The organism is Leclercia sp. 1548 (assembly GCF_050435045.1).
GTDB classification, from domain to species: domain Bacteria; phylum Pseudomonadota; class Gammaproteobacteria; order Enterobacterales; family Enterobacteriaceae; genus Enterobacter; species Enterobacter adecarboxylatus.
In genome coordinates this window covers 237,534-263,449 of the sequence record NZ_JBNDJP010000005.1, presented here as the reverse complement: position 1 = coordinate 263,449, position 25,916 = coordinate 237,534, and the positions used below count along the sequence as shown (strand labels likewise).

The window sequence follows — 25,916 nt, the reverse complement described above, 5'->3', positions numbered from 1 at the left end:
AGGACTACAGATGTCAAAGCCATCACCCGATTACGCATCATCCTGACTGCCTTCCGTTTCCGTAATGATTTGATAAAGCTCCTCATCGCTCTGTGCCGCGCGCAAACGGCGACAGATGGTTTTATCCGCCAGACGTTTGGCCACCAGCGAGAGGGTGTGCAAATGTGTTTTGGTCTGATCGGCTGGCACCAGCAGGGCAAACAGCAAATCGACAGGCTGGTTATCAATGGCATCAAAGGCGATAGGTGTTTCCAGCTGAACAAACACGCCTACAGCGCGCAGCGTATCCTCTTCAAGTTTGCCATGGGGAATGGCGATGCCGTTGCCGATGCCGGTACTGCCCATTTTTTCACGGGTCAGGATCGCTTCAAACACCACTTGCGGCGGCAGGCTCAGCTGTTTTGCAGCCAGTTCACTGATGATCTCCAGCGCACGTTTTTTGCTCTGGCAGTGGACGGCACTGCGGGTACATTCCTGATTAAGGACACTGCTCAGTTGTAGAGTTGAATCGTTATTCATCATAATTTCACCTAAGCGCTAACTGTACAAAGGGCCCGTTGTGTTTCACAACAGGCCAACCTGCACCCGTTAACTGCCCGGACAATTAGTGTTGTTTCAGTTTGTCTTTATGTTTGTTTAGCTGTCGTGCCAGCTTGTCAATCAAGCCGTCGATAGCCGCGTACATGTCTTGTCCTTCCGCACTGGCATGAATTTCGCCTCCGTTAACGTGCAAGGTCGCATCCGAGATATGCGTCACTTTCTCCACTTTTAACACAATGTAGACCTGGTTGATCCTCTCGAAATACTGCTCAAGCTTGGCGAACTTAGTGTTCACAAAATCGCGCAGGGCCTCAGTAATTTCGACGTTGTGTCCAGTGATGTTGAGCTGCATAGTGTCTTCCTTATCGGTTGTGTCAGACCAGTTGTTTACGCTGGTTGGACGGCGGAATGGATAAAGACTCTCGATACTTCGCAACAGTACGGCGTGCCACCATGATACCTTGATCGGACAGCATGGTGGTTAACTTACTGTCGCTCAGTGGTTTCGCGGGGTTTTCCGCGGCGATCAATTTTTTCACCAGCGCCCGGATGGCTGTAGAAGAAGCTTCGCCACCGCCTTCGGTATTGACATGGCTGGAGAAAAAATACTTAAGCTCAAAAATACCGCGCGGGCTGTGCAGATACTTCTGCGTCGTCACGCGGGAAATCGTTGATTCATGCATCTCGACGGCCTGGGCGATATCCGCCAGCACCATCGGTTTCATAAATTCTTCACCTTGTTCAAAGAAGGCCTGCTGTTGCTCTACGATGCAGCGGCTCACGCGTAGCAGCGTATCATTGCGGCTCTCGAGGCTTTTGATCAGCCAGCGCGCCTCCTGCAGGTTGCTGCGGATAAATTGGTTATCCGAGTCGTTGCGCGAACTGGTGCACATCGAGGCGTATTGCTGATTAATTTGCAGGCGCGGGATGCTGTCGGAATTCAGCTCCACGGTCCACAGGCCGTTATGCTTGCGTACCAGTACATCGGGAATAACGTACTCAGGCTCGCTTGTCTGGATGGATTGCCCCGGACGCGGATCCAACGACTGAATAAGATTGACCGCCTCTTTCAGGATCTCTTCTTTCAATCGCGTCACGCGCATCAACGAGCGGAAGTCGTGGTTGGCCAGCAGATCCAGATGCTCGCTGACGATCAGACGAGCCTCTTCCAGCCACGGCGTCTCTTTGACGAACTGCGAAAGCTGAATCAGCAGGCAGTCACGTAAATCACGTGCCGCAACGCCAATCGGATCAAAACGCTGCACGCGCTTCAGGACCGCTTCGACCTCTTCAAGATCGATCTCATCATCACCGATGCTTTCCAGAATGTCGTCCAGCGGCACGGTTAAATAGCCGGTCTCATCGACGGCATCGACAATGGAGGTGGCAATGGCGCGATCGGTATCGGAAAACGGTGTTAGCTCCACCTGCCACATCAGGTAATCCTGGAGGGACTGGGTGGTTTCGCCCTGATACACCGGTAACTCATCATCCTGGTAATCGGCGCGCGTACCGGATGGCGTACCGGCGGTGTAGATCTCATCCCAGCTGGCATCAAGAGGAAGCTCGTCAGGCATCTCTTTTTGCTCCAGCGCGTCGACGCTGTCGAGCGTTTCGTTATCCTGCGTTTGCTGGGTTTCTACCTCGTCGTGAAGATCGGTTTGCTCAAGCAGGGGATTACTGTCCAGCGCTTGCTGAAGCTCCTGCTGAAGTTCTAGCGTCGACAGCTGCAACAGACGAATGGCCTGTTGTAACTGCGGCGTCATTGCCAGCTGTTGGCTGAGCCTTAATTGCAAACCTTGCTTCATGTTCAGAGCATTTTTCTCCGTTTAGGCGAGACTGAACTTCTACCCTATCAGAGTCTGAAGTCTTCCCCAAGATACACGCGCTTAACATGATCGTCTTCGAGGATCTGCTGCGGTGTACCGTGGGCGATAAGATGGCCCTGGCTGACGATGTAAGCACGTTCACAGACTGCCAGCGTCTCACGAACGTTGTGGTCGGTGATCAGTACGCCCAGACCACTGTCGCGCAGATGCTCAATAATCCGTTTAATGTCGATAACCGAAATCGGGTCAACGCCCGCAAAAGGCTCATCGAGCAGAATGAATTTTGGGTTAGCGGCCAGCGCGCGGGCAATTTCCACACGGCGGCGTTCACCACCGGAGAGCGCCTGGCCCATGCTGTCGCGCAGATGTTCGATATGGAACTCTTCCATCAGCTCGTTGGCGCGATCCTGACGCTGCTCAGAGGTCAAATCGTCACGAATCTGCAGTACCGCCATCAGGTTGTCGAAGACGCTCAGACGACGGAAGATCGAGGCTTCCTGCGGCAGGTAGCCGATACCGCGACGCGCACGCGCGTGGAGGGGCAGCAGGCTGATGTCTTCGTCATCAATAATGATGTTACCCGCATCACGCGGCACAATCCCTACCACCATATAAAAGGTGGTGGTTTTACCTGCACCGTTAGGACCCAACAGGCCGACAATTTCGCCGGAGTTGACGGTCAAACTGACATCTTCCACTACGCGACGGCCCTTGTAGGCTTTGGCGAGATTCTTTGCAGTTAATGTTGCCATAACGAATTAGTTACTCTTTTTCTGTGCCGGGGCCTGAGGGTTCTGTGCCGGAGCCTGAGTGCTGTTTTTGTCCTGCAGCTGCGATGGGACCAGGACGGTCGTCACGCGTTTGCCTTTTTCACTGAAGGCCTGCATTTTTTGTTCTTTCACCAGATAGGTGATCTTGTCGCCCTTGATGTTGCTGTCGAGCTGCTCCAGGTACGCATTCCCGGTCAGCACCACAAAGTCTTTCGCCAGCTCGTAGTGCATCTGGGAAGCGTGGCCTTTCACCGGCTTGCCGTTGTCCTGCATCTGGTAGAAGGTGGCCGGGTTGCCGTAGCCATCGATAATCTCTTTACCGTCTTCCCCGCCAGGACGTGTTACCACCACCTTATCGGCGTTGATTTTGATAGTGCCCTGAGTCACCACAACATTGCCGGTAAAGGTCACTACATTGCCCTGCATATCGAGCGACTGCGTATCGGATTCGATATGAATCGGCTGCTCGGTATCACCCGTCACAGCAAGCGCAGGCACGCTGACGGCCAGCAGCGCGCTGGCAATAACAACATTAAGGCTGAGTTTGTTTGCTTGGAATTTCATAGGAGGTTCTAACCTTTTCAATCAGCTCTGCGTTCTTGCTGCGTAAGTTCCCGCGCATTCTCAGACCGCTGGAATTAAATGTGGTGCCGTATAACGTAACCAGATCCTGCGACGTTACATCCTGAGTCACAAGGTTAATCTGTGCGTTATCGGTTGTGATTTTGCGCAGCTGTGCGTCTGCGGTCAGCGCATTCACCTCAACATGACCATACAGATAAAGCATACGGTCATTCGTCAGTTTTGCCCGGTCTGATTTAATCGACCATGTTGGAACTTTATTGGTATCAAACGTGGTCATCACCGGTTGGGTAAACCATGAGACGCCCTGTTCGGAAAAATACTCAACATGTTGAGCGATAAGGCGGTAATTCAGCGCCCCTTCCGGGCTGTACACCACGGTATCGCTGTGATCGCTTTTGTATGTTGGATCGTTAGTATTGACCGTCGGCGCTTGTTCGTCGTCCTTGTCAGCGAGATTCACGCCAATCAGTACCAGTGCTACCAGCGAAAGCAGAATAATAACCCAACGTCTGGTTTTACTCATATCGATTGCCCTTTGGCCTCATCAAGCTTACCTTGCGCCAGCAGCAGCAGGTCGCAGACTTCTCTCACTGCGCCGCGGCCACCGTTGATACGGGTGACGTAGTCAGCGCGCGGGATCAAAAGTGGATGGGCATCGGCCACGGCGACGCTCAGGCCCACTTCCGCCATCACTGGCCAGTCAATGAGATCATCTCCGACATAGGCGACATTTTCCGGGGCGATGGCAAGTTTACCAAGTAAGTCCCTGAAAGCGACCATCTTATCGGATTGTCCCTGATAGAGATGGGTGATGCCCAGCGTTTCGCAGCGATCTTCTACTAGTTTAGCCTTACGCCCGGTGATAATGGCAACTTCTATGCCAGAAGTGAGCGCACAGCGAATGCCATAGCCATCACGGACATTAAAGGCCTTCAGCTCTTCACCATTGTTGCCCATATAAATCAGGCCATCAGAGAGCACGCCATCCACATCCAGGATCAGCAGGCGAATGTTTTCGGCCTGCGACATCATCTGCGCACTGACCGGGCCATAACAGGTTGCAAGGGATGCACCCGTATTACTCATTGTCTTATCCTTCATTACACTACGCCTGCGCGCAGCAGATCATGCATATGTATCACACCCAGCAACTGGTCGCCATCGGCAACCATAACGGAGGTGATATGGCGGGACTGCATCAGGTTTAACACTTCGACAGCCAGTGTACCGGGACGCACCCGGATCCCTCCGGCCGTCATCACATCGGCGATACCCAACTTACGGACATCGACTCCCATATCAAAGACGCGGCGTAGGTCGCCGTCGGTAAAGATTCCTTCGATCGTCATCTGGTCGTTGCAGATGACAGTCATGCCGAGATTTTTACGGGTAATCTCCAGCAGCGCATCGCGCAAAGAGGCGTCTTTGCTGACGTGCGGAATTTCATCCCCGGTGTGCATGATGTCATTCGCCCGCAGCAGCAATTTACGTCCCAGCGCACCACCCGGATGGGAAAGGGCGAAGTCTTCGGCGGTAAAACCGCGGGCTTCGAGCAGGGCGACAGCCAGCGCATCACCCATCACCAGCGCAGCGGTGGTACTGGAAGTCGGGGCCAGACCCAACGGGCACGCCTCTTTTGGCACTTTGACGCACAGATGGATATCCGCGGCGCGCGCCATGCTACTCTCAGGGCGGCTGGTAATACAGATGAGGGGAACGTGAAGCCGCTTCAATACCGGGATCAGCGCCAGGATTTCATTCGATTCGCCAGAATTCGATAAGGCGATGACAATATCCTGTGCCGACACCATTCCCAGGTCACCGTGCGCTGCTTCTCCGGGATGAACGAAAAAAGCAGTGGTGCCGGTACTGGCGAAGGTGGCCGCCATTTTACGGCCAATGTGGCCGGATTTACCCATTCCCATCACCACGACTTTGCCGGTGCAGTGGAAAATTTTCTCACACGCGAGGCTAAAATCCTGATTAATGTATTGATCTAACTGCGCCAGACCTTCACGTTCTATCTCCAGAACTTCTTTTCCTGCTTTCTGAAAGTCAAAACCCGGCTGCAATTCTATTTGCGACATAATGCGTTTCCGTTTACCCAGAGAGAAGCGGCGAGAGCCAGTACAGCATCGCCATCCATACGACAAATCCCACCGTCAGCAGCGCACCAACGCCCTGACCAATCTGCCTTTTACGCCGCCAGCAGAGCAGGGCGAAGATGGCGCTGACTAACACCATCACGCCATAATCGCGGCTGAACGCGAGCGGATTAAACGCGCCAGGGGCGATTAGGGCCGGCAGGCCCAGCACGATAGCAATATTGAAAATATTGGAACCGATAATATTGCCAATCGCCATGTCATCTTCGCCTTTACGCGCACCGGCAATCGCCGTGGCCAGCTCAGGCAGACTGGTGCCAATGGCAATCACCGTCAGGCCAATGGTGAGCTCGCTCATGGCGAAGTAATTGGCCAGCACCGTGGCGTTATCCACGATCATCTGCGTCGCCATTGGCATGATAATAAGCGCCACACCCAGCCAGAGTAGCGCAACGGGTAAGTTCCCCTCACGCGGTAGCTCTGCTACCTGCTCGCGGGTCAGGGAGTCATTGCCCTGCTTTTCTGCCGCCCGGGCCAGCTTAACAATGTAAAACAACCAGATGACCGCCAGCGCCAGTAAGAAAATGCCATCGCTGAGGGTTAACTGCCCGTCATATAACACATAACCGGCCAGCAAACTGACAATTAACATTAGCGGCAATTCGCGCCGCAGAACATCAGAATGCACGCGAAATGGATGCAGCAGCGCGGCAAGCCCCAGGATGAGCAGGATATTAACGATGTTGGAGCCAATGGCCGTGCCCACGGCGAGATCGACCTGATCGTGCATCGAGGCGGCGACAGAGACGATGATCTCTGGCAGAGAGGTGCCAACGCTGACCACCGTCATCCCAATAATCAGGGGGGGAACGCCAAATAAACGACACAGAATTGATGCGGAAAACACCAGACGGTCGGCACTGTAGACCACCAAAAGTAAACCAATTATTAACAGTGCCGTTGCAAGAAGCATCAAAAGTCCTTTCTTCAGGTATACTCGCCGGTCCACCGAGAAAAAATCTCTGCCGCTGCATACTGTCTGTAGACGTAACGTGTTCCTAATTTTGACTTTATGCGTTGTAAAAGTAAAACAAATGCCAGCTTTCGCTTAGTCGCAGAGATAATATTCTGTAAAAATGTTGGTTTTGCGCCAAAATCAGGCATCAAGCCGATCCTGAACCGGCAACAGAAAGGAAATGTACATGAGCCTGAATGGGGCGAATATAGTCGATGTCCGCGGCGTCAGCTTCACGCGCAGTAGCCGGGTCATTTTTGACAACATCTCTCTCACCGTGCCTCGCGGTAAAATTACCGCCATCATGGGGCCTTCCGGCATTGGTAAAACGACGTTACTGCGTCTGATTGGTGGGCAGATCCCGCCGAGCCAGGGCGAGATCCTCTTTGACGGCGAAAATATCCCGGCGATGTCCCGCTCGCGCCTCTATACCGTACGTAAACGCATGAGCATGCTTTTTCAGTCCGGGGCACTTTTTACTGACATGAACGTCTTTGATAATGTCGCTTATCCGCTGCGCGAGCATACTCATCTGCCGCCAGAACTGTTGAAAAGCACGGTCATGATGAAGCTCGAAGCCGTCGGCCTGCGTGGCGCAGCCAAACTGATGCCTTCCGAACTCTCTGGCGGTATGGCCCGCCGTGCGGCGCTGGCGCGTGCGATCGCGCTGGAACCGGATCTGATCATGTTCGATGAGCCGTTCGTCGGTCAGGATCCCATCACTATGGGTGTGCTGGTCAAACTGATCTCTGAATTGAACAGCGCGCTGGGTGTGACCTGTATCGTGGTGACTCACGACGTACCCGAAGTGCTGAGCATTGCCGATTACGCCTATATCGTGGCGGATAAAAAAATTGTGGCGCACGGTAGCGCACAATCCTTGCAGAGCAACAGCGATGCGCGTGTCCGTCAGTTCCTCGACGGCATTGCCGATGGCCCCGTGCCGTTCCGTTATCCGGCCGGCGATTATCATAAAGATTTATTGGGAATAGGGAGTTAAGCCACTCATGCTGTTAAATGCGTTGGCCGCTCTCGGACACCGTGGCATAAAAACCATCAGGACGTTCGGGCGTGCCGGGTTGATGTTATTCAATGCGCTGGTCGGGAAACCGGAATTCCGCAAACATGCCCCTCTGCTGGTTCGCCAGCTATATAATGTCGGCGTGCTGTCGATGCTCATTATCATCGTTTCCGGCGTCTTCATCGGGATGGTGCTGGGGCTGCAAGGGTATCTTGTCCTCACCACCTATAGCGCGGAGACCAGCCTCGGTATGCTGGTGGCGCTCTCCCTGCTGCGTGAGCTGGGGCCGGTGGTTGCTGCGCTGCTGTTCGCAGGGCGTGCCGGTTCGGCGCTGACGGCGGAAATCGGCCTGATGCGCGCCACCGAGCAGCTCTCCAGTATGGAGATGATGGCCGTGGATCCGCTGCGTCGGGTGATCTCGCCGCGTTTCTGGGCGGGCATGATCTCTCTGCCATTGCTGACTATCCTCTTTGTTGCCGTCGGGATCTGGGGCGGTTCGATGGTTGGTGTGCAATGGAAAGGGATCGATGCCGGTTTCTTCTGGTCAGCGATGCAAAGTGCGGTTGACTGGCGTCTGGACCTGGTTAACTGCCTGATAAAAAGCGCGGTATTTGCCGTGACGATCACCTGGATAGCGCTGTTCAATGGCTACGATGCCATCCCGACGTCTGCCGGTATCAGCCGGGCCACCACCCGCACTGTTGTTCATTCGTCGCTGGCCATACTGGCTCTGGATTTTGTGCTCACCGCACTGATGTTTGGGAAATGAGTTCATGCAAACGAAAAAAGTAGAAATTTGGGTAGGTATATTTGTTTTGCTGGCGCTGCTGGCCGCACTGTTTTTGAGCTTCAAAGTGGCGGATGTCACCACAATCCGCACCGAGCCGACATACCGTATTTATGCCACCTTCGATAATATTGGCGGCCTGAAAAGCCGTTCTCCGGTGCGTATTGGCGGGGTAGTGGTAGGGCGTGTTGCCGATATCACCCTCGACGAGAAAACCTATCTGCCGCGCGTTGCGCTGGATATTGAAGAGCGCTACAACCACATCCCGGATACCAGCTCGTTGTCTATCCGCACTTCTGGCCTGTTAGGGGAACAATACCTGGCGCTGAACGTCGGTTTTGAAGACCCGGAACTGGGAACGACTATCCTTAAAGACGGTGGCGTGATTCAGGATACGAAGTCAGCCATGGTGCTGGAAGACATGATTGGTCAGTTCCTTTACAACAGTAAAGGGGGTGACGAGAATCAAGCTGCTCAGACACCTGCGCAGAGTGACATTACGCCGCCTGTTGGCACGACGAATTCATCTCAGGAGAAGTAATTCATGATTAAACGACTGTTAATGGTTGCCATGCTGATGATTGCCCCTTTGACTGCCGCTAACGCAGCCGATCAGAGCAATCCCTATCAACAGATGAATGAGGCGGCTAAGAAAACCTTCGATCGCCTTAAAAACGAGCAGCCGAAAATTCGTTCCAATCCCGACTACCTGCGCGATATCGTTGATCAGGAGCTGCTGCCCTATGTTCAGGTAAAATATGCCGGGGCACTGGTGCTGGGACGTTACTATAAAGACGCATCACCCGCGCAGCGTGAAGCCTACTTTGCTGCGTTCCGTGAGTACCTGAAGCAGGCCTACGGTCAGGCGCTGGCGATGTACCACGGTCAGACCTACCAGATTGCGCCGGAACAGCCGCTTGGCTCTGCCACCATCCTGCCTATTCGCGTGACCATCGTCGATCCGAATGGTCGTCCGCCAGTGCGTCTGGATTTCCAGTGGCGTAAAAACAGCCAGAGCGGTAACTGGCAGGCGTACGACATGATTGCTGAAGGCGTCAGCATGATCACCACCAAGCAGAACGAGTGGAGCGACCTGCTGCGTACCAAGGGCATTGATGGCCTGACTGCACAGCTGAACAGCATCTCACGTCAGAAAATTACCCTGGATGAGAGCAAAAAATGATGTCGCAGCTCAGCTGGTCCCGTGAGGGTGAGACGTTATTACTCACTGGCGAGCTGGATCAGGATTATCTGAATTCTCTGTGGGATGCACGTCATGAAGCCATGCAGGGCGTTTCCTGTATCGACCTCGGCGGCATTTCCCGCGTGGATACGGCTGGCGTTGCGCTGCTGGTTCATCTGGTTGCAACAGGCAAAGGGCAGGGCAAGCAGGTGAGGCTCTCGGGCGTTAGCGATAACGTTATCACCCTGGCCCAGCTCTATAATTTGCCGGAAGACGTATTGCCGCGTTAATTTTTTCAGTACGTTACTATCAAAAGCCCCGACTGTTTCATCGTCGGGGCTTTTTGCTTGTTTAAGACCGCGCCACTTTGCTCTAAGATGTTGGGCTTGTTTTCACTACCAGATGATATAGATCCCATGGAAAATCATGAAATCCAGACCGTGCTGATGAACGCACTTGCCCTCCAGGAAGCCCACGTCTCCGGCGACGGCAGCCACTTTCAGGTTATTGCTGTGGGAGAAATCTTTGACGGCATGAGCCGCGTGAAAAAACAGCAGGCTGTTTATGCGCCGCTGATGGAATATATCGCGGATAATCGCATCCATGCCCTGTCGATCAAGGCGTTCACCCCAACTGAGTGGGCACGCGATCGCAAACTAAACGGTTTTTGAGCTGAGGGTGATTTGCCCGCAGCACGGTTGAATTCATACAGAGAGTAAATCATGGACAAATTTCGTGTTCAGGGGCCTACGCGTCTCCAGGGCGAAGTCACAATTTCCGGCGCCAAAAACGCCGCGCTGCCGATCCTCTTCGCCGCACTGCTTGCGGAAGAGCCGGTAGAGATCCAGAACGTCCCGAAACTGAAAGACATTGATACCACCATGAAGCTGCTTGGCCAGCTGGGTACCAAGGTTGAGCGTAACGGATCCGTGTGGATCGACGCCAGCAACGTGAATAACTTCTCCGCGCCGTATGACCTGGTGAAAACCATGCGTGCCTCTATTTGGGCGCTGGGTCCGCTGGTGGCTCGTTTTGGTCAGGGTCAGGTTTCACTGCCGGGCGGCTGCGCCATTGGTGCGCGTCCGGTCGATCTGCATATTTTTGGCCTCGAGAAGCTGGGCGCTGAAATCAAACTGGAAGAGGGCTACGTCAAAGCCTCCGTTAATGGTCGCCTGCAGGGCGCGCATATCGTGATGGATAAGGTGAGCGTTGGCGCCACTGTCACCATCATGTCTGCGGCTACGCTGGCAGAAGGCACCACCATCATCGAGAACGCCGCGCGCGAGCCGGAGATCGTGGACACGGCGAACTTCCTGAATACGCTTGGGGCGAAGATCACCGGCCAGGGTACCGACCGTATCACCATCGAAGGCGTTGAACGCCTGGGTGGCGGTGTGTATCGCGTTCTGCCCGACCGTATCGAAACCGGGACCTTCCTGGTGGCCGCGGCTATTTCCGGCGGTAAGATCGTCTGCCGTAACGCACAGCCCGATACGCTGGATGCGGTCCTGGCTAAGCTGCGTGATGCCGGTGCAGATATCGAAACCGGAGAAGACTGGATCAGCCTCGATATGCACGGTAAGCGTCCTAAGGCCGTGAACGTACGTACTGCTCCGCACCCGGCATTCCCGACCGATATGCAGGCGCAGTTCACCCTGCTGAACCTGGTGGCAGAAGGGACGGGCTTCATTACCGAAACCATCTTCGAAAACCGTTTTATGCACGTACCGGAACTGATCCGTATGGGTGGGCATGCGGAGATCGAAAGCAACACGGTGATCTGCCATGGCGTAGAAAAACTGTCCGGTGCGCAGGTAATGGCAACGGATCTGCGTGCGTCTGCGAGCCTGGTGCTGGCGGGCTGTATTGCGGAAGGTACAACGCTGGTAGACCGTATTTATCACATCGATCGCGGCTATGAACGCATCGAAGATAAACTGCGCGCGCTGGGTGCAAATATTGAGCGTGTGAAAGGCGAGTAATCGTTAAGGCAGCCCCCTGCCATGTCGACTGGGGGGTTGCTATCCCGTTTAAAGGAGCGTCATTATTGGCGCTCTTTTTGTTGTCTTCTCTGGCGCATCATGCGCGTTCTGTCGACAAACTCATGGGTTATCGGGTCATGATAGCGTGATGGCCAAATGACCCAGGGATCGGTACCTAATGCCGTGGCAATGATCAGTTCTCCCTTCGGCCAGGGGCGCGTCAGCGCGTTTGCCAGGGTGGATGAACTCAGACCATTACGACGGGATTCCGCCGCCAGTGATGTTCCCTTTTTACGCAGCGCGGCAATGATATCGGCCGAGTGCCAGTCGATAAACTTCTTATCCATTCAGCGATCCCTCTGTTCTGGTACATTCCCGTCATTTCCATTAAATGACGTAGTTACTATACCTTCTTCGAACAGCGGTTCTAAAAAGTTCGCGTTACTGGAAGCAACATTCAGATTTTGCCAGGGCTTTAATCATGCGGCCTGTAAGCGGATTCTTTAGCAATGTTATGGATAATATTTGGAGCTTACAGGAACTCTCTTGTCAGAAAAAAGAGAGTTCCCCTGGCCGTTATCGATCGCGCTGAACAGCAATATGCGCGAGACCAATCAGGGCATCTCGCCATGGGCTGTCAGGGATGACCTGAAGTGCGGCTATGGCTTTATCGGCTTCTTCCTCGGCACGCTGACGCGTCCATTCCAGGGAACCACAGTTCGCCATTGCTTCCAGTACAGGTTCCAGAAGATGTCGGCCGTTTCCTTGCTCGATGGCTTCACGGATGAGGCTCGCCTGTTCAGGAGTGCCATTACGCATGGCATGCAGCAGCGGGAGCGTCGGTTTGCCCTCATTGAGATCGTCACCGACATTTTTGCCCAGCGTTTCGCCATCGGCGCTGTAATCGAGCAGGTCGTCGATCAGCTGGAAGGCGGTGCCGAGATAGCGCCCGTAATCCTGCAGGCCACGTTCCTGTTCCTCACTGCAGCCAGCAAGAATGCCGGAGCACTGGGCCGCCGCCTCAAACAGACGCGCCGTTTTGCTGTAGATCACCCGCATGTAGTTCTCTTCGGTGATGTCCGGGTCGTTGACGTTCATCAGCTGCAGAACTTCACCTTCCGCGATCACGTTCACCGCTTTGGACATCACTTCGAGCACCTTCAGCGAGCCCAGGCTGGTCATCATCTGGAAGGCGCGTGTATAGATAAAATCACCTACCAGCACGCTGGCAGCATTGCCAAACGCCGCGTTGGCAGTGGCTTTACCACGACGCATATCCGACTCATCCACAACGTCATCATGCAGCAACGTGGCGGTATGGATAAATTCGATCAGCGCCGCGATCGTGACGTGCGCATTACCCTCATAACCTACCGCGCGAGCGGCCAGTACTGCGATCATCGGACGGATGCGTTTGCCCCCACCGCTGACGATGTAGTAACCCAACTGATTGATTAGGGAAACGTCAGAGTCGAGCTGTTCCAGGATCGCTGCATTCACACCCGCCATATCTTGCGCGGTTAACTCATTGATTTTTTCTAAATTCATCGCAAAAGCCGGGCTTATAGTCCTGTTTTCCACATTTCAAATGGGTTAACGTAGGGTTCGGTTTATCAATAGTAGCGCTGATTGTACTGAAAAAACGCCCCAGATAAACGTTACCGTACGTGTTGTGTTTTTTTTCTTCATGTATTGACGGTAGCACTTGTCAAAGGCTCGCGTTTTGCGTAATATTCGCGCCCTATTGTGAATATTTATAGCGCACTCTGAATCACACGAGGATGTGCGCGGAAGCGGAGTTTATATGTACGCGGTTTTCCAAAGTGGTGGTAAACAACACCGAGTAAGCGAAGGTCAGACCGTTCGCCTGGAAAAGCTGGACATCGCAACTGGCGAAGCTGTTGAGTTCGCTGAAGTTCTGATGATCGCAAACGGTGAAGAAGTCAAAATCGGCGTTCCTTTCGTTGATGGCGGCGTTATCAAAGCTGAAGTTGTTGCTCATGGTCGTGGCGAGAAAGTTAAAATCGTTAAGTTTCGTCGTCGTAAACACTACCGTAAGCAGCAGGGCCACCGTCAGTGGTTCACTGATGTGAAAATTACTGGCATCAGCGCCTAAGACCTGAGGAGAGATTTAAATGGCACATAAAAAGGCTGGCGGCTCCACACGTAACGGTCGCGATTCAGAAGCTAAACGCCTTGGCGTTAAGCGTTTCGGTGGCGAAACTGTTCTGGCGGGTAGCATCATCGTTCGTCAGCGTGGCACCAAATTCCACGCTGGTAACAACGTAGGTTGCGGTCGTGACCACACTCTGTTTGCTAAAGCAGACGGTAAAGTGAAATTTGAAGTTAAAGGCCCGAACAACCGTAAATACATCAGCATTGTTGCTGAGTAAGGTTTTCTCGGTCCGGTAACGGATTAAAGCCCCGCAACGTGTTGCGGGGCTTTTTACATTGGAAACCCGGTAATTTTTTCTGTAGGGAAAACGGGCATGAAGCAGCAGGCCGGCATTGGTATTCTCCTGGCACTTATCACAGCGATGTGCTGGGGAGCATTGCCCATTGCAATGAAGCAGGTGCTGGAAGTGATGGAGCCACCCACGGTGGTGTTCTACCGCTTTCTGATGGCCGGTATTGGTCTGGGGGCTATCCTGGCAATCAAGGGTAAGCTGCCGCCGATGCGCATCTTCCGCAAGCCGCGCTGGCTTATTGTGCTGGCGATTGCGACAGGCGGTCTGTTCGGTAACTTCATCTTGTTCAGCTCTTCCCTGCAGTATCTTAGCCCTACCGCCTCGCAAGTTATTGGCCAGCTGTCACCGGTTGGCATGATGATCGCCAGTGTCGTTATTCTCAAAGAGAAAATGCGCGGCACGCAGGTGATTGGGGCAATAATGCTGCTCTGCGGTCTGGTGTTGTTCTTCAATACCAGCCTGATAGAGATCTTTACCCGGCTGACGGATTACACCTGGGGTGTGATTTTCGGCGTGGGTGCCGCGGCGGTGTGGGTGAGTTACGGCGTCGCGCAAAAGGTGTTATTACGCCGTCTGGCGTCACAGCAGATCCTGTTTTTGCTGTACACTTTATGTACTATTGCACTGCTGCCGCTGGCGAAACCGGGAGTTATTACCCAGTTAAGCGACTGGCAGTTGGCGTGTCTGATCTTTTGTGGTCTGAACACGTTAGTAGGTTATGGCGCGCTGGCAGAAGCGATGGCGCGCTGGCAGGCAGCACAGGTGAGCGCACTGATTACGCTTACCCCGCTGTTTACGCTGTTATTTTCAGATTTATTATCAATGGCCTGGCCCGATTTCTTCGTCAAACCGATGTTAAACCTGTTGGCTTATCTCGGTGCGTTTGTCGTGGTTGCGGGCGCGATGTATTCCGCCATTGGTCATCGTCTTTGGGGACGTTGGCGCAAAAGTGAAGCGGTTGTAGTTGTCCCCCGCTCAGGCGAATGATTTATGGAGAGTAAAATGAAGTTTGTTGATGAAGCAACGATCCTGGTCGTGGCAGGTGATGGCGGTAATGGTTGCGTAAGCTTCCGCCGTGAAAAATACATTCCGCGTGGCGGCCCTGATGGCGGCGACGGCGGTGACGGCGGTGACGTATGGCTTGAAGCCGACGAAAACCTTAACACCCTGATCGACTACCGTTTCGAAAAAGCTTTCCGCGCAGAGCGTGGCCAGAACGGCCAGAGCCGTGACTGTACCGGTAAGCGCGGCAAAGATGTCAGCGTGAAAGTGCCAGTCGGGACGCGCGTTATCGACCAGGGTACGGGTGAAACCATGGGTGATATGACCAAACACGGTCAGCGCCTGATGGTGGCAAAAGGCGGCTGGCACGGTCTGGGCAACACCCGCTTCAAATCCTCCGTCAACCGTTCCCCGCGTCAAAAAACGATGGGTACACCGGGTGACAAGCGCGATCTGCAGCTTGAGCTGATGCTGCTGGCAGACGTCGGGATGCTGGGGATGCCAAATGCCGGTAAATCCACCTTCATCCGTGCGGTCTCTGCGGCCAAGCCGAAAGTGGCTGACTATCCGTTTACCACCCTGGTACCAAGCCTGGGCGTGGTGCGTATGGATACCGAGAAGAGCTTCGTTGTTGCGGATATCCCGGGCCTGATCGAAGGCGCTGCAGAAGGGGCTGGTTTGGGGATTCGCTTCCTGAAACACCTTGAGCGCTGTCGCGTTCTGCTGCACCTCATCGATATCGATCCAATCGACGGTTCCGATCCGGTGGAAAACGCCCGCATCATTGTTGGCGAGCTGGAAAAATACAGCGAGAAGCTGGCTGAGAAGCCACGCTGGCTGGTCTTCAACAAGATCGACCTGATGGACAAAGCAGAAGCCGAAGCCAAAGCGAAAGCTATCGCCGAAGCGATGGGATGGGAAGATAAATACTATCTCATCTCCGCTGCAAGCCAGATGGGCGTGAAAGATCTGTGCTGGGACGTGATGACCTTTATCATCGAGAACCCGGTGACTCAGGCAGAAGAAGCGAAGCAGCCTGAAAAAGTCGAATTCATGTGGGATGACTACCACCGTCAGCAGCTTGAAGAGCAGGTGGTTGAAGAAGACGATGAAGACTGGGATGACGACTGGGACGAAGACGACGAAGAAGGCGTCGAATTCATCTACAAGCGTTAAGACCGTCAATGGCCCCCTTATGAAGGGGGCTTTTTTTTAGTTCAATTTTGTCGGTATCCAGCAGCCGACCGTCAGCCCACCTTCGGGACGGTTTTCCAGCGTCAGTTTGCCGCGGTGGAGCTGCACGATACGTTGCACGATGCTTAACCCCAGCCCACTGCCACCGTAGCGTTGATCGATACGGCGAAACGGCTCGGTAATGGACTGGCGATGGGCCTCATCAATGCCAGGGCCCTGATCGCAAACGCTCACCAGCGTGCCATCATCCACTTCCTGCATTCTGACTTCAATGGTTGTCCCCGCCGGGCTGTAACGCACCGCGTTTTCCAGCAAATTGCGCAGCATCAGACGTAATAATGTTGCATCGCCCTGGACGCTCAAGGAGCCCGTCAGCGGCCAGATCAGGGTGTGATCTTTGGTTTCATTCTCCAGCGCCAGCGGTGCAAAGATGTTATCCCGCCAGTTCACCGTGTCGTAATGCCCGCTGGCCAGAGCCTGGCTCGCGCGGGCCAGCATCAGAAGTTGCTCAACGGTATGCATCAGCTGGTCGATACGGGCAATCAGCGTCGTCGCCTGAGGCGAGCCTGACTGCGCCATCAGCTCAAGGTGAAGGCGTATGCCTGCCAGAGGCGTACGCAGCTCGTGTGCGGCATCAGCAGTGAACAGGCGCTCCTGCTTAATGGTTTGATCCAGCCGGGCAAGAAGCTGGTTCAGAGAGGTCGTGACGGCGCCAATCTCTTCCATGTCAGAATACATCGGCAGGGGGGTGAGATTGTCGGCAGAGCGGTTTGCCAGGCTGGCGCGGAGCTGATTGAGGGGACGGGTGATCCAGGTGACGGCCCAGAAGGAGAACAGCAGCGTGAAACCGACCATTACCAGCGAAGGCACCAGCAACGAGGCTATCGCCTCTCGGATCTCTTTCTCTACATGCTGGTTGCGCGCTTTGGCGGAAAGCGTCTCGCTGACCAGGAAGCTAATTTGCTCCCGGCTTTCATGCCAGAGCCAGATGACGCTGACCAGCTGACAGAACAGCAGAATAACGGCCAACAGCACCATCAGACGACGGCGCATGCTGTTCATTTTTGGCTCTCAAGACGATAGCCCACGCCGCGCACGGTTTTGATTCGGTCTCTACCCAGCTTACGGCGCAGGTTATGGATATGGACCTCCAGCGTGTTTGAGCCGGGATCGTCCTGCCAGGAGTAGATATCCTGCTGAAGGGTTTCTCGGTGAACCGTCTGGCCGGTACGCATGATCAGGCGTGTCAGCAGGGCGAACTCTTTCGGCGTCACTTCAACCGGCCGGGACTGCTGTAACACCTGCTGTGTCTGCAAATTCAACGTCAGATCGCCGTCACTGAGCAGGTTATCACTGTGTCCCTGATAACGCCGGATCAAAGCTCTGGCCCGAGCCTGCAGTTCCCCCAGGGCAAAGGGTTTTACCAGATAGTCGTCGGCGCCGGAGTCCAGGCCGTTGATCCTGTCTACCAGCGCATCGCGCGCCGTCAGGATCAGCACTGGATTGTTCACCCCGCGACGACGCCACTGGCTGAGCAGGGTAGCTCCATCTTTATCCGGCAGGCCAAGATCGAGGATCACCAGGCTGTACTCGCCGCTCTGGATAAGGCCATCAGCCTCGGCGGCAGTACCCGCGCAATCGAGCGTATAGCCCTCGGCAGTGAGCGCCATAGCCAGCCCTTCCTGCAGCAACAGATCGTCTTCGACAATGAGTAATTTCATCGCTAGTTATTCTGGTAAATATCCTTGTAAAGCCGGCTCTCAAAGCGCACCAGCGGAATACGGCGATTGCGTTGGTCTGCAGGTTCAACCGCGTAGCCTGAAAGATACTGTACAAATGCCATCCGCTGCCCGCTGGCCGTGGTAATAAAGCCGGCAAGGTTATAAACCCCCTGTAGCGAGCCAGTCTTCGCGGAGACTTTGCCATCGACACCCGCGGCGTGCAGACCGGCCCGGTATTGCAGGGAACCGTCATAACCGGCGAGCGGCAACATCGAGATAAAGTTTAGTTCAGTGTCATGCTGAGCAATGTACTGAAGGACCTGCATCATAGTAGCAGGGGAGATAAGGTTATGCCGCGAAAGACCGGAGCCATCGACCGCGATGGTATTCCCCAGATCAATACCGGCCTGCTGACGGAGGATCTGCCTGACCGCATCAGAACCGGCACGCCAGGTGCCTGGTACGCCGAAGCGGGCATGGCCAATCATGCGAAACACGGTGTCAGCGATCATGTTGTCGGATTTTTTCAGCATGATCTTCAGCAGATCGTGCAGTGGTGCCGATTGCTTACTGGCAATCACGGTACCCGGCTCGTTGCTTTGTGTCTGGCGTAACAGCGTGCCGCTGTAGGTGATTTTGGCCTGCTTCAGTTCGTCCTTCAGGATCGCCCCGGCATAACCAGCGCCATCCTGGATAGCGAAGGCCAGCGGCAGCGGATCGGCGCGTTGCGTCAGGCAACCGGTCAGCGTATAGCGGTTGAGATCGCCTGGAACCACATCCAGTTCGCAGTATTGCGCTTCCGGCGACCCTTTCGCCAGGGTACGTACCTGGCTGAACATATTAACCGGATAGTAGGACGCCACCCGGATAAAGGCTAAATCATTGGCTTTTGGCGCGCTGTACAACGAGACGGAGAAGCAATTGCGATCAACAATCGCGGCTGCAGGCGGCGCGCTAAAGCATTGGGTCATGTCGTTCCACGGCCAGCCGGGGGCTTTATCATGGCTGGCAAAGATGGACGTATCGATAAGCACATTCCCTTCAATGCGCTGTACGCCAGACTTCTTCAGCACGGCGACCATGTTGCGAATATCCTGACGCTTAAATGTGGGATCCCCGCCAAAACGGGCGATAAGATCGCCTTTCAACACGCCATCTTCGACGTTGCCTTTGCTCTCAAGCGTGGTGGTAAAGCGAAAGTCAGGCCCCAACTGCAGCAGGGCAGCCAGCCCCGTAATCACTTTTTGCGTACTGGCGGGCAGGGCCATCTGCTGGCTGTGGTAATCAATCTCAGGGGCCTGGGCACCGACCTTCTGCACCATCAGGGCGAGATTGGCGCCATCGGGCAGCTGATTGATATACTCGTCAACGTTCGCTGCCTGGACAGTGAACGCAATAGTGGTGGTCAATCCGATGATAAATCTGGAAAATCGCATAATCTCGCGCTAACAACCCGGAAACAAACCGCCATACTACGACCCAACGCCCTGTAAAGTAAACGATGACCCATACTGAACTTCGCGTTAAAATACGTATCAAATTGAAAAATTGCTGCTGACCTGGAACTTTGTTTCCGGGTCAGTTTTCTTTTGCTTCTGACCTGTGTCAGGCTGTGATGCCTGCGGGGCCAGTCGTCGGGTCGGTTCCCCGTACCCAACAGGAATGTCAAAGAGGTATAACAAATGCAAGCTATTCCGATGACCTTACGTGGGGCTGAAAAACTGCGTGAAGAGCTGGATTTTCTGAAATCTGTTCGCCGCCCTGAAATCATTGCGGCCATTGCGGATGCGCGTGAGCATGGCGATTTGAAAGAGAATGCCGAGTATCACGCAGCGCGTGAGCAGCAGGGTTTCTGCGAAGGGCGTATCAAAGATATCGAAGCCAAGCTGTCGAATGCGCAGGTGATTGATATCACCAAAATGCCAAACAACGGGCGTGTCATTTTTGGTTCCACCGTTACCGTGATCAATCTGGATAACGATGAAGAAGTTTCTTACCGCATCGTGGGTGATGATGAGGCAGATTTTAAGCAGAATTTGATCTCAGTAAACTCGCCGATTGCCCGCGGTCTGATTGGCAAAGAGCAGGACGATGTGGTCACCATCCGCACCCCGGGTGGGGAAGTGGAGTTCGAAATTATCAAGGTTGATTACCTGTAATTCGCTTCTCCCGCCAGATGTTGATACATTGTAAAGATAGGAAAAAGGCCGCATAGCGGCCTTTTATCAACTCAAGGAGCATGGCATTTTGCTCACCTGCTAATGAAAAACCCCTCGTTTTACACAGAAAATGTGTTCAATTCAGGATAATCTTAGCGTGGCAGCGAGATTTTACGCTCTTTAGATGGACGGTAGAGCACCAGCGTTTTACCGATGACCTGTACGTTACAGGCGCCGGTTTCGCGCACGATTGCTTCCACGATCAAAGTCTTAGTGTCTCTGTCTTCAGAGGCAATTTTCACTTTGATTAATTCGTGGTGCTCCAGCGCTTGTTCAATCTCGGCCAGTACCCCTTCGGTCAAACCATTGTTGCCAAGCATAACTACAGGCTTGAGCGGATGTGCCAGACCTTTAAGGTGCTGTTTTTGTTTAGTACTCAGATTCATCGTATATTTTTGCTTACGTTGGGATTGAAAACGGTTCATTCTACCGCCATCTCCCTAATATCGCCAAATTGCTATGTGGAAATTTACACCGCTGGCTACGATGAACCAGGACGGAAAGTTAAATGACAGGTAAAAAGCGTTCTGCAAGCTCGAGCCGCTGGCTCCAGGAACACTTTAGCGATAAATATGTTCTACAGGCACAGAAAAAGGGGTTACGTTCCCGTGCCTGGTTTAAACTTGATGAAATACAGCAAAGTGACAAACTCTTTAAGCCGGGGATGACAGTAGTCGACCTCGGTGCAGCGCCCGGAGGATGGTCGCAATATGCGGTGACACAAATCGGCGGAACCGGCCGAATCATCGCCTGCGATCTTTTACCTATGGATCCCATCGTTGGTGTGGACTTCCTTCAGGGCGATTTTCGTGATGAATTAGTACTGAAAGCGTTACTTGAACGTGTAGGTGACAGTAAAGTTCAGGTTGTCATGTCCGATATGGCGCCAAATATGTGCGGAACACCGGCGGTGGATATCCCTCGCTCCATGTATCTGGTAGAACTGGCGTTAGAAATGTCCCGTGATGTATTAGCGCCGGGTGGTAGTTTTTTAGTGAAGGTGTTCCAGGGCGAAGGTTTCGAGGAGTATCTGAAGGAAATTCGCTCCCTGTTTACGAAGGTCAAAGTTCGTAAGCCGGACTCTTCGCGTGCTCGTTCACGTGAAGTGTATATTGTAGCGACCGGGCGAAAATGATAGCCGGTGAATTCCAGACGAAAGTTTGAAATGAATCGGATACTGAGTATCCTGACGCTGTTTTTAACACAGTTGTAATAAGAGGTTAATCCCTTGAGTGACATGGCGAAAAACCTAATACTCTGGCTGGTCATTGCCGTTGTGCTGATGTCAGTATTCCAGAGCTTTGGGCCCAGCGAGTCTAATGGCCGTAAGGTGGACTACTCTACCTTCCTGCAAGAGGTCAACCAGGATCAGGTTCGCGAAGCGCGTATCAACGGACGTGAGATCAACGTTACCAAGAAAGATAGTAACCGTTACACGACTTACATTCCGGTGAACGATCCTAAGCTGCTTGATAACCTTCTGACTAAAAACGTCAAGGTGGTAGGTGAGCCGCCGGAAGAGCCAAGCCTGCTGGCTTCTATCTTCATTTCCTGGTTCCCGATGCTGCTGCTGATCGGCGTCTGGATCTTCTTTATGCGTCAAATGCAGGGCGGCGGTGGCAAAGGTGCCATGTCGTTCGGCAAGAGTAAGGCGCGTATGTTGACGGAAGACCAGATCAAAACCACTTTTGCTGACGTTGCTGGTTGCGACGAAGCAAAAGAAGAGGTGGGTGAGCTGGTTGAATACCTGCGTGAACCGAGCCGTTTCCAGAAACTGGGCGGTAAGATCCCGAAAGGCGTCCTGATGGTCGGCCCTCCGGGTACCGGTAAAACCCTGCTGGCGAAAGCCATCGCCGGTGAAGCGAAGGTTCCGTTCTTTACCATTTCCGGTTCTGACTTCGTGGAAATGTTCGTTGGTGTCGGTGCATCCCGTGTGCGTGACATGTTCGAACAGGCCAAGAAAGCCGCACCGTGCATCATCTTCATCGATGAAATCGACGCCGTAGGCCGCCAGCGTGGCGCAGGCCTGGGTGGCGGTCACGATGAACGTGAGCAGACGCTGAACCAGATGCTGGTTGAGATGGACGGCTTCGAAGGTAACGAAGGTATTATCGTTATCGCGGCAACTAACCGCCCGGACGTTCTTGACCCTGCGCTGCTGCGTCCAGGTCGTTTCGACCGTCAGGTTGTAGTTGGTCTGCCAGACGTTCGTGGTCGTGAACAGATCCTGAAAGTGCACATGCGTCGCGTACCGCTGTCCCCGGACATCGATGCGGCAATTATTGCACGTGGTACGCCGGGCTTCTCCGGTGCGGATCTGGCTAACCTGGTGAACGAAGCTGCCCTGTTTGCTGCTCGCGGCAACAAGCGTGTGGTTTCGATGGTGGAGTTCGAGAAAGCGAAAGACAAAATCATGATGGGTGCGGAACGCCGCTCCATGGTGATGACAGAAGCGCAGAAAGAGTCCACGGCTTACCACGAAGCAGGCCATGCGATTATCGGTCGCCTGGTACCGGAACACGATCCGGTGCATAAAGTGACGATTATTCCGCGCGGTCGTGCGCTGGGCGTAACCTTCTTCCTGCCGGAAGGCGATGCGATCAGCGCCAGCCGACAGAAACTGGAAAGCCAGATTTCGACCCTGTACGGCGGTCGTCTGGCGGAAGAGATTATTTACGGTGTGGAACATGTTTCGACCGGTGCGTCCAACGACATTAAAGTCGCGACAAACCTGGCACGTAACATGGTGACCCAGTGGGGCTTCTCCGACAAACTCGGTCCGCTGCTGTATGCAGAAGAAGAGGGTGAAGTGTTCCTCGGCCGCAGCGTCGCGAAAGCGAAGCACATGTCCGACGAAACCGCACGTATCATCGACCAGGAAGTGAAATCGCTCGTTGAACGTAACTACGGTCGCGCGCGTCAGATCCTGAACGAGAACATGGATATCCTGCACGCAATGAAAGATGCGCTCATGAAATATGAAACCATCGATGCGCCGCAGATCGACGACCTGATGGCACGCCGTGATGTGCGTCCGCCAGCGGGTTGGGAAGATCCAGGTACCTCCAACAACTCTGACAACAATGGCACGCCACGTGCGCCGCGTCCGGTCGATGAACCGCGTACGCCAAACCCGGGCAACACCATGTCAGAACAGTTGGGCGACAAATAAGTCACCGCTGTAGATGATGTTCTCTTTACCTGAAACCCTGGGGCTTGCCCCGGGGTTTTTCTTGTCTGCTTAATTAAAAAAAATCAGGGATTTGCCATGAAACTCTTCGCCCAGGATTCTTATCTCGATCTGACTCATCCCCATGTGATGGGGATCCTGAACGTCACGCCAGACTCCTTCTCCGATGGCGGTACGCATAACACGCTGATTGATGCGGTCAAACATGCGAATCTGATGATCAACGCCGGGGCGACCATCATCGACGTGGGTGGGGAGTCAACGCGACCGGGCGCAGCGGATGTCAGCGTTGATGAAGAGTTGTCCCGGGTTATTCCGGTGGTCGAAGCCCTTGCGCAGCGTTTCGAGGTCTGGATTTCGGTGGATACCTCTAAACCCGAGGTGATTCGCGAATCAGCAAGAGTAGGCGCTCACATTATTAATGACATTCGCTCCCTTACCGAGCCGGGCGCGCTGGAGGCTGCGGCCGAGACCGGGTTGCCGGTCTGTCTGATGCATATGCAAGGCCAGCCGAAAACCATGCAGGATGCGCCAAAGTACAATGACGTGTTTGCTGATGTGAATCGCTACTTTGTTGAGCATATTGCGCGTTGTGAACGTGCCGGTATCGCAAAAGAGAAATTGCTGCTCGACCCGGGATTCGGTTTCGGTAAAAATCTCTCTCATAACTACGAGCTTCTTGCGCGCTTATCTGAGTTTCACCATTTTGGCCTGCCGCTGCTGGTCGGGATGTCACGAAAATCAATGATAGGTCAGTTGCTTAACGTTGGGCCATCCGACCGCCTGAGCGGGAGTCTGGCCTGCGCGGTCATTGCAGCGATGCAGGGAGCGCATATTATTCGCGTCCATGACGTAAAAGAGACAACAGAAGCCATGCGAGTGGTGGAAGCCACACTGGCAGCTAAGGGAAATAACCACTATGAGTAATCGTAAATATTTTGGCACTGATGGCATTCGTGGACGCGTGGGCGATGCGCCAATTACACCTGAGTTTGTGCTGAAGTTAGGCTGGGCAGCAGGGAAGGTACTGGCCAGCCACGGCTCACGCAAAATCATCATTGGCAAAGATACACGTATCTCTGGCTATATGCTTGAGTCGGCGCTGGAAGCCGGTCTTTCTGCCGCGGGGCTTTCTGCCTCCTTTACGGGGCCAATGCCGACGCCAGCCGTTGCTTATCTCACCCGTGCGTTCCGTGCAGAAGCAGGGATTGTAATCTCTGCCTCGCATAACCCCTTCTACGATAACGGCATCAAATTCTTCTCAATCGATGGCACCAAACTGCCGGATGATGTTGAAGAAGCCATCGAAGCGGAAATGGAAAAAGAGCTGACCTGCGTTGACTCCGCTGAGCTGGGTAAAGCCAGCCGTATCGTCGATGCGGCAGGTCGCTACATCGAATTCTGTAAAGGTACTTTCCCGAACGAGCTGAGCCTGAGTCATCTTAAAATCGTGGTCGACTGTGCGAATGGTGCCACCTACCACATTGCTCCTAACGTTTTCCGCGAACTGGGTGCGCAGGTTGTGGCCATTGGCTGTGAACCGAACGGGCTGAACATCAATGCCGAAGTGGGCGCAACGGATGTTCGCGCTCTGCAGGCGCGCGTGCTGGCAGAGAAGGCCGATCTCGGCATCGCCTATGACGGCGACGGCGACCGCGTGATCATGGTTGACCATGAAGGTAACAAGGTCGACGGGGATCAGATCCTCTATATCATTGCTCGTGAAGGTCTGCGTCAGGGGCAGTTGCGCGGCGGTGCCGTCGGTACGCTGATGAGCAACATGGGTCTGGAGCTGGCACTTAAACAGCTGGGTATTCCGTTTGCACGCGCGAAAGTGGGCGATCGCTACGTACTGGAAAAACTGCAGGAGAAAGGCTGGCGCATTGGTGCGGAAAACTCCGGCCACGTGATCCTGCTGGACAAAACCACCACCGGTGACGGCATTGTGGCAAGCCTGCAGGTGGTCGCGGCAATGGTGCGTAACCATATGTCCCTGCACGATCTGTGTAGCGGGATGAAAATGTTCCCGCAGATCCTGGTTAACGTTCGCTTCACAGCCGGTAAAGGCGATCCGCTGGAAAACGACAACGTGAAAGCAGTGATGGCTGAAGTCGAAGCGGCGCTGGGTTCGCGTGGCCGCGTCCTGCTGCGTAAATCAGGTACCGAGCCACTGATCCGCGTGATGGTGGAAGGTGAAGACGAAGCGCAGGTGACTAAGTTTGCCCATCGCATCGCTGATGCCGTAAAAGCGGCGTAACGCCGTTAAGTGCTTAAAAAGGCGGCGCTTGCCGCCTTTGTTTTGTTC

31 protein-coding genes are annotated in these 25,916 nt (G+C 54.0%); 16 read left to right on the top strand and 15 right to left on the bottom strand.

The annotated features are described in order from the left end of the window. Positions 1-30: 30 nt before the first annotated feature. From ptsN to ABIE02_RS15775, 9 genes are all read right to left on the bottom strand, one after another. Entirely contained in the window at positions 31-522 is a 492-nt protein-coding gene (gene ptsN / locus ABIE02_RS15815; RefSeq protein WP_032614485.1) for a PTS IIA-like nitrogen regulatory protein PtsN, read from the bottom strand. 82 nt (positions 523-604) lie between these two features. Then, positions 605-892, bottom strand: a complete 288-nt coding sequence (hpf, locus tag ABIE02_RS15810; RefSeq protein WP_032614483.1) for a ribosome hibernation promoting factor — start codon at positions 890-892, stop codon at positions 605-607. Positions 893-914: 22 nt separating this feature from the next. Further along, entirely contained in the window at positions 915-2,348 is a 1,434-nt protein-coding gene (gene rpoN, locus ABIE02_RS15805) for an RNA polymerase factor sigma-54 (RefSeq protein WP_032614481.1), read from the bottom strand. Between the two features lie 47 nt (positions 2,349-2,395). Further along, positions 2,396-3,121 carry an LPS export ABC transporter ATP-binding protein gene (gene lptB / locus ABIE02_RS15800; protein WP_032614478.1) on the bottom strand — a complete coding sequence of 242 codons (726 nt, stop codon included), beginning with the start codon at positions 3,119-3,121 and terminating at the stop codon, positions 2,396-2,398. Between the two features lie 6 nt (positions 3,122-3,127). After that, positions 3,128-3,703: a lipopolysaccharide ABC transporter substrate-binding protein LptA gene (lptA, locus tag ABIE02_RS15795; protein WP_032614476.1), complete on the bottom strand. Its 576-nt coding sequence runs from the start codon at positions 3,701-3,703 to the stop codon at positions 3,128-3,130. Then, positions 3,672-4,247, bottom strand: coding sequence for an LPS export ABC transporter periplasmic protein LptC (gene lptC / locus ABIE02_RS15790; protein ID WP_032614475.1), 576 nt, complete (start codon positions 4,245-4,247; stop codon positions 3,672-3,674). The genes lptA and lptC overlap by 32 nt, the downstream gene beginning before the upstream one ends. Next, the gene (gene kdsC / locus ABIE02_RS15785) at positions 4,244-4,810 is read right to left on the bottom strand and encodes a 3-deoxy-manno-octulosonate-8-phosphatase KdsC (RefSeq protein ID WP_032614474.1); all 567 of its coding nucleotides are present in this window, start codon (positions 4,808-4,810) and stop codon (positions 4,244-4,246) included. Before kdsC ends, lptC begins: the two co-directional genes overlap by 4 nt. A 14-nt stretch (positions 4,811-4,824) precedes the next feature. After that, on the bottom strand, positions 4,825-5,811 hold the full coding sequence (gene kdsD, locus ABIE02_RS15780) for an arabinose-5-phosphate isomerase KdsD (protein ID WP_144838499.1): 987 nt from the start codon (positions 5,809-5,811) through the stop codon (positions 4,825-4,827). A 13-nt stretch (positions 5,812-5,824) separates the two neighbouring features. Then, positions 5,825-6,802 (bottom strand): calcium/sodium antiporter, encoded by a 978-nt coding sequence (locus ABIE02_RS15775; RefSeq protein WP_032614470.1) that lies wholly within the window; start codon positions 6,800-6,802, stop codon positions 5,825-5,827. A gap of 229 nt (positions 6,803-7,031) precedes the next feature. Here ABIE02_RS15775 and mlaF point away from each other — a divergent pair, with 229 nt between their 5' ends. From mlaF to murA, 7 genes are all read left to right on the top strand, one after another. Next, entirely contained in the window at positions 7,032-7,844 is an 813-nt protein-coding gene (gene mlaF / locus ABIE02_RS15770) for a phospholipid ABC transporter ATP-binding protein MlaF (RefSeq protein WP_032614468.1), read from the top strand. A 7-nt stretch (positions 7,845-7,851) separates the two neighbouring features. Next, complete coding sequence (gene mlaE / locus ABIE02_RS15765; RefSeq protein WP_032614466.1) at positions 7,852-8,634, top strand: lipid asymmetry maintenance ABC transporter permease subunit MlaE; 783 nt, start codon at positions 7,852-7,854, stop codon at positions 8,632-8,634. A 4-nt stretch (positions 8,635-8,638) separates the two neighbouring features. Next, positions 8,639-9,193, top strand: a complete 555-nt coding sequence (mlaD, locus tag ABIE02_RS15760) for an outer membrane lipid asymmetry maintenance protein MlaD (protein ID WP_032614464.1) — start codon at positions 8,639-8,641, stop codon at positions 9,191-9,193. Positions 9,194-9,196: 3 nt separating this feature from the next. Continuing rightward, a complete protein-coding gene (mlaC, locus tag ABIE02_RS15755) occupies positions 9,197-9,835 on the top strand; it encodes a phospholipid-binding protein MlaC (RefSeq protein WP_032614462.1) in 639 nt (212 codons plus the stop codon). Beyond that, complete coding sequence (gene mlaB, locus ABIE02_RS15750; protein WP_032614460.1) at positions 9,832-10,125, top strand: lipid asymmetry maintenance protein MlaB; 294 nt, start codon at positions 9,832-9,834, stop codon at positions 10,123-10,125. The genes mlaC and mlaB overlap by 4 nt, the downstream gene beginning before the upstream one ends. Positions 10,126-10,251: 126 nt before the next feature. After that, positions 10,252-10,506 (top strand): BolA family iron metabolism protein IbaG, encoded by a 255-nt coding sequence (gene ibaG, locus ABIE02_RS15745; RefSeq protein WP_032614457.1) that lies wholly within the window; start codon positions 10,252-10,254, stop codon positions 10,504-10,506. Positions 10,507-10,557: 51 nt separating this feature from the next. After that, complete coding sequence (gene murA / locus ABIE02_RS15740; protein ID WP_059307107.1) at positions 10,558-11,817, top strand: UDP-N-acetylglucosamine 1-carboxyvinyltransferase; 1,260 nt, start codon at positions 10,558-10,560, stop codon at positions 11,815-11,817. 62 nt (positions 11,818-11,879) lie between these two features. Here the strand turns inward: murA and sfsB are convergent, their stop codons facing one another. Both sfsB and ispB read right to left on the bottom strand, forming a co-directional pair. Beyond that, a complete protein-coding gene (gene sfsB, locus ABIE02_RS15735; protein ID WP_032614453.1) occupies positions 11,880-12,164 on the bottom strand; it encodes a DNA-binding transcriptional regulator SfsB in 285 nt (94 codons plus the stop codon). Between the two features lie 229 nt (positions 12,165-12,393). Next, complete coding sequence (gene ispB, locus ABIE02_RS15730) at positions 12,394-13,365, bottom strand: octaprenyl diphosphate synthase (RefSeq protein WP_059307108.1); 972 nt, start codon at positions 13,363-13,365, stop codon at positions 12,394-12,396. 256 nt (positions 13,366-13,621) lie between these two features. Between ispB and rplU the strand changes: the two genes are divergently transcribed. The 4 genes from rplU to cgtA all read left to right on the top strand — a co-directional run bounded on the left by rplU (position 13,622) and on the right by cgtA (position 16,463). Continuing rightward, complete coding sequence (gene rplU / locus ABIE02_RS15725; RefSeq protein ID WP_015960603.1) at positions 13,622-13,933, top strand: 50S ribosomal protein L21; 312 nt, start codon at positions 13,622-13,624, stop codon at positions 13,931-13,933. A 19-nt stretch (positions 13,934-13,952) separates the two neighbouring features. Next, positions 13,953-14,210 (top strand): 50S ribosomal protein L27, encoded by a 258-nt coding sequence (rpmA, locus tag ABIE02_RS15720; protein ID WP_007673187.1) that lies wholly within the window; start codon positions 13,953-13,955, stop codon positions 14,208-14,210. Between the two features lie 96 nt (positions 14,211-14,306). Further along, positions 14,307-15,272: a DMT family transporter gene (locus ABIE02_RS15715; protein WP_032614449.1), complete on the top strand. Its 966-nt coding sequence runs from the start codon at positions 14,307-14,309 to the stop codon at positions 15,270-15,272. Positions 15,273-15,287: 15 nt separating this feature from the next. After that, the gene (gene cgtA / locus ABIE02_RS15710) at positions 15,288-16,463 is read left to right on the top strand and encodes an Obg family GTPase CgtA (protein ID WP_032614446.1); all 1,176 of its coding nucleotides are present in this window, start codon (positions 15,288-15,290) and stop codon (positions 16,461-16,463) included. 36 nt (positions 16,464-16,499) lie between these two features. On the opposite strand, the gene pmrB is transcribed toward cgtA, so the two are convergent. The 3 genes from pmrB to dacB are packed head-to-tail and all read right to left on the bottom strand — an operon-like array spanning position 16,500 to position 19,638. Further along, positions 16,500-17,543, bottom strand: coding sequence for a two-component system sensor histidine kinase PmrB (gene pmrB / locus ABIE02_RS15705; RefSeq protein ID WP_130588176.1), 1,044 nt, complete (start codon positions 17,541-17,543; stop codon positions 16,500-16,502). Continuing rightward, positions 17,540-18,202 (bottom strand): two-component system response regulator PmrA, encoded by a 663-nt coding sequence (pmrA, locus tag ABIE02_RS15700; protein ID WP_032614441.1) that lies wholly within the window; start codon positions 18,200-18,202, stop codon positions 17,540-17,542. Before pmrA ends, pmrB begins: the two co-directional genes overlap by 4 nt. A gap of 2 nt (positions 18,203-18,204) precedes the next feature. Next, positions 18,205-19,638 carry a serine-type D-Ala-D-Ala carboxypeptidase gene (gene dacB, locus ABIE02_RS15695; protein WP_032614438.1) on the bottom strand — a complete coding sequence of 478 codons (1,434 nt, stop codon included), beginning with the start codon at positions 19,636-19,638 and terminating at the stop codon, positions 18,205-18,207. 246 nt (positions 19,639-19,884) lie between these two features. Here dacB and greA point away from each other — a divergent pair, with 246 nt between their 5' ends. Next, positions 19,885-20,361 (top strand): transcription elongation factor GreA, encoded by a 477-nt coding sequence (gene greA, locus ABIE02_RS15690; protein ID WP_032614436.1) that lies wholly within the window; start codon positions 19,885-19,887, stop codon positions 20,359-20,361. A gap of 152 nt (positions 20,362-20,513) precedes the next feature. On the opposite strand, the gene yhbY is transcribed toward greA, so the two are convergent. Continuing rightward, positions 20,514-20,807 carry a ribosome assembly RNA-binding protein YhbY gene (gene yhbY / locus ABIE02_RS15685; RefSeq protein WP_032614629.1) on the bottom strand — a complete coding sequence of 98 codons (294 nt, stop codon included), beginning with the start codon at positions 20,805-20,807 and terminating at the stop codon, positions 20,514-20,516. 122 nt (positions 20,808-20,929) lie between these two features. Between yhbY and rlmE the strand changes: the two genes are divergently transcribed. From rlmE to glmM, 4 genes are all read left to right on the top strand, one after another. Then, positions 20,930-21,556 carry a 23S rRNA (uridine(2552)-2'-O)-methyltransferase RlmE gene (gene rlmE / locus ABIE02_RS15680; protein ID WP_032614435.1) on the top strand — a complete coding sequence of 209 codons (627 nt, stop codon included), beginning with the start codon at positions 20,930-20,932 and terminating at the stop codon, positions 21,554-21,556. A gap of 102 nt (positions 21,557-21,658) precedes the next feature. After that, a complete protein-coding gene (gene ftsH, locus ABIE02_RS15675; RefSeq protein WP_032614434.1) occupies positions 21,659-23,593 on the top strand; it encodes an ATP-dependent zinc metalloprotease FtsH in 1,935 nt (644 codons plus the stop codon). Positions 23,594-23,689: 96 nt separating this feature from the next. Beyond that, on the top strand, positions 23,690-24,538 hold the full coding sequence (folP, locus tag ABIE02_RS15670) for a dihydropteroate synthase (protein ID WP_032614432.1): 849 nt from the start codon (positions 23,690-23,692) through the stop codon (positions 24,536-24,538). Next, entirely contained in the window at positions 24,531-25,868 is a 1,338-nt protein-coding gene (glmM, locus tag ABIE02_RS15665; protein ID WP_336994958.1) for a phosphoglucosamine mutase, read from the top strand. Before folP ends, glmM begins: the two co-directional genes overlap by 8 nt. The last annotated feature ends 48 nt before the right edge of the window (positions 25,869-25,916 follow it).